Annotated in this window: 10 protein-coding genes; 9 read left to right on the top strand and 1 reads right to left on the bottom strand. The window is 39.3% G+C overall.

All coding sequences use genetic code 11. The annotated features are described in order from the left end of the window. The first annotated feature begins 26 nt into the window (after positions 1 to 26). The 8 genes from ESZ48_RS12540 to ESZ48_RS12505 all read left to right on the top strand — a co-directional run bounded on the left by ESZ48_RS12540 (position 27) and on the right by ESZ48_RS12505 (position 9,650). On the top strand, positions 27 to 1,025 hold the full coding sequence (locus ESZ48_RS12540) for a Gfo/Idh/MocA family protein (RefSeq protein ID WP_223266443.1): 999 nt from the start codon (positions 27 to 29) through the stop codon (positions 1,023 to 1,025). A gap of 12 nt (positions 1,026 to 1,037) precedes the next feature. Then, positions 1,038 to 2,966, top strand: a complete 1,929-nt coding sequence (gene nagB / locus ESZ48_RS12535; RefSeq protein WP_129017838.1) for a glucosamine-6-phosphate deaminase — start codon at positions 1,038 to 1,040, stop codon at positions 2,964 to 2,966. A 46-nt stretch (positions 2,967 to 3,012) separates the two neighbouring features. After that, the gene (locus ESZ48_RS12530; protein ID WP_129017837.1) at positions 3,013 to 3,600 is read left to right on the top strand and encodes a LacI family DNA-binding transcriptional regulator; all 588 of its coding nucleotides are present in this window, start codon (positions 3,013 to 3,015) and stop codon (positions 3,598 to 3,600) included. A gap of 78 nt (positions 3,601 to 3,678) precedes the next feature. Beyond that, positions 3,679 to 4,008 (top strand): hypothetical protein, encoded by a 330-nt coding sequence (locus tag ESZ48_RS12525; RefSeq protein WP_129017836.1) that lies wholly within the window; start codon positions 3,679 to 3,681, stop codon positions 4,006 to 4,008. Between the two features lie 355 nt (positions 4,009 to 4,363). After that, positions 4,364 to 5,917, top strand: a complete 1,554-nt coding sequence (locus ESZ48_RS12520) for a glutamate racemase (RefSeq protein ID WP_129017835.1) — start codon at positions 4,364 to 4,366, stop codon at positions 5,915 to 5,917. Positions 5,918 to 5,970: 53 nt separating this feature from the next. Beyond that, positions 5,971 to 7,698, top strand: coding sequence for a gamma-glutamyltransferase (gene ggt, locus ESZ48_RS12515; RefSeq protein WP_223266442.1), 1,728 nt, complete (start codon positions 5,971 to 5,973; stop codon positions 7,696 to 7,698). Positions 7,699 to 7,752: 54 nt separating this feature from the next. Beyond that, positions 7,753 to 8,505, top strand: coding sequence for an aspartate/glutamate racemase family protein (locus tag ESZ48_RS12510; RefSeq protein WP_129017834.1), 753 nt, complete (start codon positions 7,753 to 7,755; stop codon positions 8,503 to 8,505). Between the two features lie 5 nt (positions 8,506 to 8,510). Continuing rightward, on the top strand, positions 8,511 to 9,650 hold the full coding sequence (locus ESZ48_RS12505; RefSeq protein WP_129017833.1) for a DmpA family aminopeptidase: 1,140 nt from the start codon (positions 8,511 to 8,513) through the stop codon (positions 9,648 to 9,650). Positions 9,651 to 9,789: 139 nt separating this feature from the next. Here the strand turns inward: ESZ48_RS12505 and ESZ48_RS12500 are convergent, their stop codons facing one another. Next, the gene (locus ESZ48_RS12500) at positions 9,790 to 11,358 is read right to left on the bottom strand and encodes a serine hydrolase (protein ID WP_129017832.1); all 1,569 of its coding nucleotides are present in this window, start codon (positions 11,356 to 11,358) and stop codon (positions 9,790 to 9,792) included. A gap of 227 nt (positions 11,359 to 11,585) precedes the next feature. Between ESZ48_RS12500 and ESZ48_RS12495 the strand changes: the two genes are divergently transcribed. After that, on the top strand, positions 11,586 to 12,464 hold the full coding sequence (locus ESZ48_RS12495) for an AraC family transcriptional regulator (RefSeq protein ID WP_129017831.1): 879 nt from the start codon (positions 11,586 to 11,588) through the stop codon (positions 12,462 to 12,464). Positions 12,465 to 12,470: the final 6 nt, after the last annotated feature.

Genomic DNA, 12,470 nt, shown 5'->3' with positions numbered 1-12,470 from the left:
CAATTTAGGCAGATGACGTGTTTTAAATGAAAGCGAATAAAACATATAAATGGGGAATGATTGGTTGCGGAAGCGTGACCGAACTGAAGAGTGGGCCTGCGTATCAAAAAACAGAAGGTTTTGAACTTTTTGCAGTGATGCGACGAGATCTTAAGAAAGCAGAAGATTACGCCAAAAGGCATCAAGTGCCTCATTTTTATGATGATGCAGATGCGCTTATCAATCACCCAGAAATTGACGCCATTTATATCGCTACGCCACCAGATTCGCACGAATACTATGCTTTAAAAGTTGCGGAATCTGGTAAAATATGTTGCATTGAAAAGCCCATGGCACCAAGTTATGAGGCCTGCTTAAGGATTAATGCGGCATTTGAAGATAGAGATCTGCCATTGTTTGTGGCTTATTACAGACGATCACTGCCACGGTTTTTACAAGTAAAGGAGTGGCTTGATCAAAATAAAATTGGAACTATTAGACACATACATTGGCATTTTACCAAACCAGCCAATGAGATTGACAAGTCGAAAACATATAATTGGCGCACCGATGCTACCATTGCTCCAGGTGGCTATTTTGACGACTTGGCATCGCATGGATTGGATTTGTTTGTGCATCTGTTAGGAAATATCACATCTGCAAAAGGAACGGCTGAAAATAGGCAAGGACTTTATACCGCCAAAGATCTGATTAAAGGGCAATGGGTCCATGATTCGGGTGTTACCGGATTTGGAAGTTGGGATTTTGGAGCAGAGAAACGAGAGGATGTCGTTAAAATATATGGAAATGAAGGAAATATTAGCTTTTCAGTATTTGGAGACGTTCCGATAGTTTTAGAACGTGATGAAAAAACTGAACGTTTAGATATTGCCAATCCTGAGCACGTGCAATGGTACCACGTCCAGAATATAAAGGCGCATTTATCAGGAGCATCAGTGCATCCCTCATCAGGAGAAACCGCATCCCACACCGCATGGGTTATGGATCGGATATTAGAAAATAAAATTGAAGTCATTAATAATTAAATAAGTTAGGACATGTTAAAAAGCACAATCGATAAAGCAACAGATTTCGAAAAAAGATTCGAAAACATCAATACGGTTATGTTTGAGGATTCTCAAGTAGCCTCTAAAGCCGTTGCAAAGGAAATAGCAGATCTTATTAAGGTAAAGCAATCTCAAAAACAACCCTGTATTTTAGGCTTGGCAACGGGGTCCTCACCAAAAGGTTTGTACGCTGAATTGGTGAGATTGCACAAAGAAAAAGGTTTGAGTTTTAAAAACGTCGTGACCTTCAACTTGGACGAATATTATCCAATGGAACCAGATGCTGTGAATAGTTATGTGCGTTTTATGAAGAAGATGTTGTTTGATCAAGTAGACATTCTTCCTGAAAATTGCTATATCCCAGATGGAACGCTTCCTAAAGATAAAATTGCCAGTTATTGCAGTGACTACGAAAAGAAAATTGAGGCACTAGGTGGCATAGATTTACAAATTTTAGGGATTGGTGGTAATGGCCATATCGGATTTAACGAATCAGGATCTTTACAGAACTCCAAAACACGGTTAGTGGCTTTAGATCATATTACTAGAGTTGCTGCCAGTAAGGATTTTGCAGGTTTGTCCAATACACCTAGAACAGCGATTACTCTAGGCGTTAAAAAAATTATGGAGGCTAAACGAGTCATCCTTTTGGCTTGGGGTGAAAGTAAAGCTAACATTATCAAAATATCGTCAGAAGGACAGGTCACCAATCAGGTACCAGCTTCCTTTTTGCAAGAGCATAATAATGTCACTTTCGTACTGGATAAAGAAGCTGCATCAAAGCTCACCCGTATAAATGCGCCATGGTTGGTTGAAAAAGTAACCTGGACAGATCGTCTCATCAGAAAAGCCGTTTTAGGATTGGCCATGCATCTCAATAAACCGATCTTAATGCTTACCGATGCCGATTATATAGAGAATGGAATGAGTGATCTCTTGGCAGAACTCGGTCAGGCTTATGACATCAACATCAAGATTTTCAACAAATTACAACATACCATTACAGGATGGCCAGGAGGTAAGCCAAATGCTGACGATTCCCATAGACCGGAACGTGCAGAACCAGGTAAAAAACGCGTCTTGATTTTTAGTCCGCATCCTGATGATGACATTATCAGTATGGGAGGAACTTTTAAAAGGCTCCATGAGCAAGGTCACGAAGTACACGTAGCCTATCAAACCTCAGGAAACATTGCTGTTGCGGATGAAGAGGCTTTGCGTTTTGCGAATTTCGTGATTGATTACAACGCCAAATTTGATATTAAAAGTGAAGCCACCGAAAAGATCTATAAAAAGGTCGTAAAATCACTTACGGACAAAAAACCAAGTGAGATTGACATCCCGGAGGCACGCTATATCAAAGGATTGATTAGAAAAGGAGAAGCAAGAGCCACCAGTCATTTTGTTGGTTTGAACGATGATCATATTCATTTTATGGAAATGCCGTTTTATGAAACCGGAACTATTGATAAACATCCGTTAGGAGAAGAAGATATCCAAATGACCGTGGATATTATTGAGAGTATCAAACCACATCAAATTTATGCTGCAGGAGATTTAGCAGATCCGCACGGAACACATAAAGTTTGTTTGGATGCCGTATTTGAGGCCGTTAGAAGATTGAAAGAAAAACCATTTATGAAAGATTGTTGGGTGTGGCTTTACAGAGGCGCATGGCAAGAATGGGGTATCGACGAAATTGAAATGGCTGTACCAATGAGTCCAGACCAGGTATTGGAAAAAAGACATGGCATATTTAAACACCAATCACAAAAAGATGGTGTGGTATTTCAAGGATCAGATGCAAGGGAGTTTTGGCAACGTGCAGAAGACAGAAACAAAGAAACTGCCGGACTTTATGACCAACTGGGCTTAGCGCACTATGCAGCAATGGAAGCTTTTGTAAGATGGCATTTTTAGTCTGAAGAAATTATCGCATCATGCTGCGGTAGACACCTTCTAAAACATGGCATGGATTAATTATAAGAAAAGAAATATGATGGAAGTAACCATGAAAACCTTGTCGCAAATGAGTGGCTATTCTGTGTCCACAGTATCTAAGGCATTGCGTGACAAAAAAGATATTAGTATCAAAACGAGACAGATTATTAAAGAGTTGGCAGAGAGTTATGACTTTGTGCCTAACAATTCAGCTATTGCCTTACGCTCACAAAAAAGCAATACCATTGCGGTTATCGTGCCTCAAATTGACTCGATGATCTATGGGAGTATGTTGAACACCATTCAAATGGAGGCCTATAAACAAGGCTACCGTGTGGTGGTGCAGCAATATTTGAATTTTGAAAATGGCGAAATTGAATGTTTGAAAAGTTTACGCAATGGCGGCATTGACGGTGTCATTGTCATTGGTACGTCCACCGCATTGGAGGAGCTACAACAAAATTCTAAAGATCAATTTTTTCCTACTATTATAAAAAGAGTTGAGGATTTAACCCTGAAAGCTCAAGATTATAAGCATTTTGGAAATAAAATGATCACTTCTTTATTTTCAAAAATAAATGTAAATGACAGCATGCGCGTGAATGTTGTTTAGATAAGACAAGTGATGATGCTTAGGTAAAAAAGCTGAAGCGGTCATGGTGTTTTTCATAAGTATAAAAGGATATTGAAGATGGCAGACAAGACAGATTTAAAGGAGATAAACCAGCACCATTGGTTTTTGGAGATGGACTTTCCATGTTCTAATAAGTACGATCAATTCATCAATTGGTTACGAAAGGAATTTTGCTTTTTTCAACAAGAGAACGGATCCTACCTAACGATTTATTTTCCTAACGGACATGTGAAAATCGAAAAGAAAGCCAAAGAAGAGAACACATTTGCCTCTGAAATTACTGTTGAAAGTAAGTGCAGGATATTCGGTTTGAAAATGCGAAAGAACCTTTCCGCATTCCTTGATTATATTGAAAGCTATCATCGGCTTAGCCAGATAAAATACTAAGTATTCCCTTTTGAAATAGTTATTAGAACCTGTGAATGATATGATTTACAGGTTTTTTTATAGGCTATAAACAGATTGCGACATCTCTCCTCAAAGCCTTCCTTTCCAAAGTAGCTAAATAAGTAGACAATTTATCCGTAACGCACATGTGTTTGGGAAGTGTTGCGATATTTAATTTCTCAACGGCGAATTCTCAATTAAACAGTTAAATAACTAAATATTTTTGTGCTACAATAGGTATATATAGAAACACTTGTTAATTTTATAACCTTATGTTCAATAGAGAGCTAAATAAACAGAAATAATTAAGGCTGAGTCAGGCTTAATGAATCATTACCTAATAAATTGAAACTAAATGAAACACTTTAAACGTCAGTATTTGTGGGCTTTGTTGGTCCTAATTGGGTTGTCCTGTAAAGATTCAGGGAAAAAGGAGGTCGTAGAAAATAAACCCACTGCCCAAGCCGATCGTGCCATTGAAACAACTATCCTAGAGGATAAGGATTCGTTTTACTATGTCAATTTTGAGAATTATCCTCAAATGGACAGGAGCCTCCCAATAGGGGTTTTTGATTCTGGGACAGGTGGGCTGACCGTATTGGATGCCTTGATCAATTTTGACGGCCACAATAATAACAATAAAGAAAAAGGGGGCGATGCGGTGCCTGATTTTATTTCAGAAAAATTCATCTACTTAGCCGATCAAGCCAACATGCCCTATGGCAACTATTCTAGCGAAGACAAAACCGATTTGCTTATCGAACACATTCTTAAGGACATGCAGTTCTTGCTTTCCAATAAGTATTATAGAGAAGCGGGCGATGCCCAATATCAGCAGGATAAACAACCTGTAAAATCGATTGTGATTGCCTGTAACACGGCCACAGCTTATGGCAGCGAGTTTATCAAAGGTTTTATAGATAAAACAGGAATAGAATTAAAGGTAATTGGCGTGATTGACGCCGGGGCTCGTGGTACCTTATCTACTTTTAAGAAAGATGAAAGTGGCTCTATTGCCGTGATGGCAACCGTTGGGACCATTCTGTCTAAAGGCTATGAGAATACACTTTTAAGAGTTAAGGACGAATTGGGTTATACCGGAAATATTCAAATCTTTAACCAAGGCGGCCACGGAATTGCGGAAGCTGTTGATGAAGAGCCCGACTTCGTAAATAAAGAATCTAAAAAACCTCGTGAAGATTACAGAGGGCCTTCCTTAAATGATCCTAATTTCTCCATTGACAAGACGTTAATGGATATTTATAATTTCGATTTTGATCATGGCAAAATGCTTTGTGATAATCAGGACACCGACGATTGCCAGATCCTTCAAATCAACGATTCTGAAAACTATGTGCGCTATCATGTGGTCAGTTTGTTGGAAAAAATCAGGACTGCCAAAAATCCACAACCTTTAAAAGCCATTGTTTTAGGATGTACGCATTATCCATACTTAACCTCGGAAATCAAAGCCGTTTTGGATGAGCTTTATAATTACAAAAAAGAGGGCAAATATATTTATCGCGACTTCATGGTAAAAGACATCGCCATTGTGGATCCTGCTGTCAATGTTGCCGAAGAATTATATGTGTATATGAAAGAGAAAAATCTCTTTAACCCTTCCGGGGATATGAACACTAGTGAATTCTATATCAGTGTGCCAAATTCTGAAAATCCGAATGTTAAGATCGACGACAACGGCCGTTTCCCATACGATTATAAATACGGAAGAACCGAAAACGAAATTCAGGAGTATGTTAAAATGGTGCCATTCAGTAAAAGTAATATCTCAGAAGAGACCTTGGATCGATTTAAATCCTCAATTCCTGAAACTTACAAGCTGATTGAAGCATTTAACCGTTCCAATTCAAAAACCCAACATCTCGAAGAATCCTTAAAAATAAAATAAATTAAAGAAAAATAACCTGAGTTAGTTTTCGTATAAAATTTAAAAGTAAAAACATGAAACATAGTTTAAGATTATTGAGTTTAACATTTATTTCCGTGCTTTTTTTAACCTGCGGCGGAGTAAAGACCGATGCGGTAACAGCATCCCTTTCGGGGAAAACGGCCATCGCTAAAAGCGGAATGGTGGTTGCTGCCCATCCTGAAGCTACCAGAGTTGGCATGGAAATCCTGAAGCAGGGTGGAAATGCGGTTGATGCTATGGTAGGCGTGCATTTTGCCTTAGCTGTGGTCTATCCTAATGCCGGTAACCTTGGTGGTGGCGGTTTTATGATGTATAGACAACATGACGGCGAGGTGTTCTCATTGGATTTTAGAGAGAAAGCTCCGGGCAATGCTTTTGAAGATATGTATTTGGATGAGAATGGAGATGTCATAGAAGGAGAGAGCTTATATGGTCAAAAAGCATCTGGTGTTCCCGGTTCTGTGGATGGCATGTTAAAAGCCCATGAGAAGTTTGGTACTTTGCCACTTGCCACATTGATTGAGCCAGCTATTCAATTGGCGGAAAAGGGATTTCTTATTTCAGCACAACAAGCTCGGAACTATAATTATCATAAGAAAGACTTTGTAAAATACAATCGAAATCCAGAAACAGTCACTTTAATTAAGGAAAGTAAATGGGAGGAGGGCGATTTATTGGTTCAAAAAGATTTGGCTGAAACATTAACCCGTATCAAACAAAACGGCAGAGCTGGATTTTATGAAGGAAAAACTGCCGAGCTTTTGGTTGCTGAAATGAAGGCAGGGAATGGTATTATTACCTTAGAAGATTTAAAGAATTATGACTCAGCCTGGCGCAATCCTATCACAGGAAGTTTTAGAGGCTATAAAGTTTATAGCATGGCACCTTCAAGTAGCGGAGGGATTGCCTTAGTACAGCTTCTAAAAATGTCTGAACATTTTCCATTATCCGACTATGGATCAAAATCGGCAAAAACCATTCACCTAATGACAGAAATGGAGAGACGCGTTTATGCAGATAGAGCGACTCATTTGGGCGATTCTGATTTCTGGGAAGTTCCTGTGAAGGCCTTATTGGATGATGCTTATATTGCTAAAAGAGTAGGTCAAATTAGTGCAACACAAGCAACAAACAGTGATGAGGTGCAGGCAATGGAACTCCAAAATGGTGTCCAAAGTGAAGAAACGACGCATTATTCCATCGTTGATAAACATGGAAATGCCATTTCATTGACCACGACTATCAACGATTCCTATGGATCAAAAGTTTTCGTAGAAGGTGCGGGGTTTTTATTGAACAATGAGATGGACGACTTTAGTGTTAAAGCTGGAGTACCAAATATGTATGGATTATTGGGAGGAGCGGCGAATTCCATTCAACCGGAAAAACGTATGTTAAGTGCCATGACCCCAACAATCGTTGAGAAAGATGGTAAATTATTTATGGTAGTTGGAACGCCTGGAGGCTCCACCATCATCACTTCTGTTTATCAGGTTATCCTTAATGTGATCGATCATGGGATGACCATGAGTGATGCAGTCTCAGAAAAAAGAGTCCATTCCCAATGGCAACCTGATATGATTTATATTGAGAAAGGAGCAGTGAGTAGTACTGTACAAAAGGAATTAGAAGTCATGGGCCATGTCTTAAAAGAGCGTGGTGCCATTGGCAGGGTAGATGCTATTTTGGTAAGACCTGATGGTTCTTTTGAAGGTGCCGCAGACCCAAGAGGTGACGATTGGGCAATGGGATTGGATTAGTTCAAATATTGAATGATGAAGGAGCGTATCGCTTTATAAGTTAAATTAAAAGTTATGATTGGAATTGTTGGAGGTGTAGGACCTTATGCAGGAATTGACCTATTAAAAAATATTTTTGATAACACCTTGGCTAAAAAGGATCAGGATCATCTTGATACCTTGCTGTTTTCTTTACCGTCCAAAATTATGGATCGGACAGAATATCTCATAGGGAACATCACCGAAAACCCAGGACATGCCATCGCTAAAATAATTTTGGACTTGGAGAAATCGGGGGCAACGGTGGTGGGAATACCTTGTAATACCGCACATTCCCCTGAAATATTCGCTTTGATTTTAAAAGAATTGAATGCGAATGACAGTCAGATAAAGTTACTTCATATGATTAATGAAACGATCGATTTTATCAAAGTTCATTACCCGCAGTTTTCTAAAATAGGCGTGCTTTCAACCACAGGGACCTATAAACAGAAAATTTATTCGAGTGCCTTGGAAAGTCATGGGTTTATAACGGTTAAGCCAACATTAGAGATGCAGGAAGAACTTGTGCATCCCGCAATTTATCACCCAGAATACGGTATCAAATCACAATCGAATCCTTTTCATTCCACAGCTAAGGAAAACCTAGACCAAGCCATGATCTACCTTAAAGATAATGGTGCCGAAGCCGTGATTTTAGGATGCACTGAAATTCCATTGGTCATTACCACAGCAGAAGTTAGCGGCATGGTGGCCATCAATCCTACCAACGTTTTGGCGAGAAAACTCATTGAAAGTATAGATCCAAAGAAACTAAAACCCTTATAAAACAAATGACAAAATCAATTTTGATAGTAGCGCTGTTGCTGAGTTTACCCTTTCGGAATAGCGCACAAGAACGAAATAGAGCACGTGAACTAGGCGTGAAACCTGGAATTTTAACGCCTGGTAAATACAATGCCATTACCGATGTAGCTGGTGTTTCCGTGGGTCAAAAAACCTTGAATATTGGCGATTCCATCCGAACCGGAGTCACCGTCATCCTGCCACATCAAGGCAATTTATTTAAAGAGAAAGTCCCTGCTGGTATTTTTGTTGGCAACGGATTTGGGAAGTCGATTGGCACCACACAAATTGAGGAGTTGGGAAATATTGAATCGCCGATAGCCTTGACGAATACCCTAAATGCCTTTTTGGTGGCCAATGCCTTAGTGGATTATACCTTGAGCATTCCCGAAAACTCGGGTATTAGATCGGTCAATCCTATTGTTGGTGAAACCAATGATGGTTGGTTAAATGATATTAGAGGTCGTCATGTGAAAGCTGCCGATGTTTTCGAGGCCATCAACACAGCTTCGACTCAAGAAGTACTTGAAGGGAATGTGGGTGCCGGTACCGGTACAAATACCCTCGGTTTTAAAGGGGGGATTGGAACTTCTTCCCGTGTGCTTCCCAAAAATAAGGGAGGTTATACTGTGGGTGTTTTGGTTCAGACAAACTTTGGCGGGATCCTAAGAATAAACGGAGCTCCCGTAGGCAAAGAATTGAATACCTACTATATGGCCAACGATGTGCCTTATCAAGTGGATGGCTCGTGTATGATTATTATCGCCACGGATGCACCACTTTCCAGTAGAAATCTACAACGTTTGGCAAGACGTTCGTTCTTGGCTTTTGGTGCGGTAGGCTCATTCTCTTCCAACGGAAGCGGCGATTACAGCATTGCGTTCAGTACACATAAAGACTCGCGAATTCCTCATGATCCTGAGGCTATTGAAAAAACCAGTACTGAAGTTTTAAATGATTTTATGTCGCCATTGTTTTTGGCAGTCTTCGAGGCTACTGAAGAGGCCATCTATAATTCCATGTTCATGGCTGAAGACATTATAGGTCAAAAAGGAAGACAGATGAAAGCGCTTCCGATTGATGAAACTTTAAAAATATTGGATAAATATAAGGCGCGCAATAACTAAACCCCAACATTAAAACCTTTGTAAAAAGTAATTGATGAAATAGATTTTAAAATCCATTTCACCAATTTTTGTATGTTAGGAAACCGTGTTTCGTGAAAATCCACTCTGTACAGGAAGTTGGAACTAAATTACGACTAAGTTATTTTTCTCTTCTAAACTCTAAATCCTGAAAATCATAACTAAAATCGGTTAATGGCGAAATTGGACTCATGGTAAACCCTTGCGCTTTGCCTTCGGTATCTAAACTGAAATTGACAAAGGCATCCGCTTTTAACGAGGCGTCATTCCATCGCACCACATAGGTCGTGCCTTTATAGAAGGTCATCGTTCCCGTTAAATCCGACGATTTTTCAGCTTTAAAATGAAGACTGCCGTTTTGGTTGGTGATGGCAACGTTTCCAAACCAGTTGTCTTCATATGTTCCAATATAATCTGCTGGATTAGGTTTTGGGGTTTTGCTTTTTAACTGCGCCGCAATGCTGCTTTCCAATGCCGAAACAATGCTGTCTTCTTCTTTTTCGCCCGCCAATCGGCGCTCGTTATATTCTTTGATTCGGTTTTTACCTTTGATACCAAAATAGCCATCTTTAATTGAATTGGTGATCGCACTGAACGCCGCACCACTTTGCTGATTGGTCAGGACTATAATACCCAGATCCATTTCTGGAAGAAGAGTTACCTGACTCACAATCCCAATTAATCCTCCTGTATGGGTCACTTGGAAATACCCGTTCACGTCGCTCAAAAACCAACCCAAGCCATAGGCTGAAAAATGAGTATTGTATGGTCCTTTCCCACTTTTTATAAGGGTTTGTGGAGACCACATTTCATGAAGCGTTTTAGTGCTGAAAAGGCTGTCTTGAAGTTTCTCGCCATATTTCCCACCGTTCAATAATGCTTGAACCCATGTGGACATATCATTGATTGATGCAAAAATCCCAGCTGCAGGTGTGGATATTTGGGTAAAGGTATCGGCCGTTAATCCAAGTTTGCCATTCACTGGTGCGTGGCCGTCAATTCTGTTACCGTCTTCTTTAATTTCTGGAAGAGAAAGAAGCGAGCGGTTCATTTTTAAAGGTTTAAAGAAGTTTTCTGTGATATAATCGTCAAAAGATTGTCCTGAAACTCGTGCGACAGCTTCACCTGCTACAATATATAGTAAGTTGTCATAATCAAATTTACTTCGGAAGGAGGACACCGGTTTTAAATATCTCAGATTGTGGATCATTTCAGCCTTGGTGGTTGTGTTTGAGGCAGGAAATACCATCAAATCGCCAGCACCCAAACCTAAACCACTACGATGGGTGACCAAATCGCGCAAGGTGAATTCACGCGTCACGTAAGCATCATAAAGTTGAAACTCGGGGATGATGTCTATGACTTTCGTGTCCCACGTCAGTTTTCCTTGGTCAACAAGCTGCCCCATTGCTGCGGTGGTAAACGCTTTGGTGTTTGAAGCCACACCAAAAAGAGTGTTGTCGTTTACTTTGGCATTGGTTTTTAATGAACTGACACCATAGGTGTTTTTGTGATAAATTTTGCCATCCTTTAAAACTGCTACAGCTATGCCAGGAACATCAAAAGTGGCCATTGTTTTTTGGACCAAACTGTCAATCTGTGTGGCGCTCAAAGCTTGGGCATTTATAGAGAAATTGACGGAAAGGAATAGCGCCGCAAGAAACAGCCTTTTGTAGATAAGTGATTTCATAATTGATTTTTAATAAACAGACTTTAAAGGTATAAATTATTTTCAGTTTGAAGATTTAAAAGTGGGGTGTGGTATTAGACTTTCTACTTGGTTGTTGTGGATATAAAAGATTTCCCGCTGATCACCTGTTATCAATAAAAGATTAAGAATTCATAGAATACGGTCTAATCAATACTTTTTTTGCACATTTCACCAATCATTGGCTCAAAAGTGTTATTTTCATTGCGATGAAATTACATTTATTAGATCGGAGCCATACCACTTCAGCAATTTCTGTGAGAAAAAACAGCTATGCTAATTTTCTTAAAATTTGGCATTACCATCCAGAATTAGAATTGGTGATTGTCCTTAAAAGTAAGGGCACGCGTTTTATTGGAGATAGCATTAAAAAATTTCAGTCCAAAGATGTCGTGCTTATTGGTAAAAATTTGCCACACATGTGGTTAAATGATCCAAAATATTTTCAGGAAGATAAAAGTTTATCGGCTGAGGCTGTCGCCATTCACTTCAAGGAGGATTTTTTAGGAAACACGTTTCTGCAATTACCTGAAATAAAACCTATTGTCGCACTTTTTAAAAAGGCAGAGCAAGGCATTCAATTTAGGAATGTTCCAGATGCGTTAATCCAAGCCATTATAAAACTAAATGATGAAACGGATTTCAATAAAACCCATCAGTTTATTGGCATTCTCCATGAATTAGCTGTTCATGATGACTATAATCTACTGGCCAGTTCTGGCTACGTAGCGTCGTTAAGATTGGAAAAATCAGACCTGTCAAACAAAGTTATTGCGTTTATTTTTAATAATTTTAACAAGGATATTGATCTTAATTCGGTCGCTGATCTTGTGAATATGAATTCATCTGCATTCAGCCGTTCTTTTAAACGCGTGCATCGGAAAACATTTTCAAAATATGTCAATGAAATTAGAATCGGTTATGCCTGCAAACTGCTTATTGAAAACGAATTGAATGTGGCAGCAATCGCTTATGAATCAGGATTTAATAATCTTTCAAATTTCAACCGTCAGTTTAAAATGATCAAGAATATGTCACCATCCGCTTATTTAAAGAAGCATAGTAAATATACCACAGAGGCCATATAGTTCCCT

This window comes from Gelidibacter gilvus, from assembly GCF_004115975.1.
GTDB classification, from domain to species: domain Bacteria; phylum Bacteroidota; class Bacteroidia; order Flavobacteriales; family Flavobacteriaceae; genus Gelidibacter; species Gelidibacter gilvus.
Note: the sequence above shows the minus strand (reverse complement) of the source record. Positions and strands in the feature narration are given on the sequence as shown.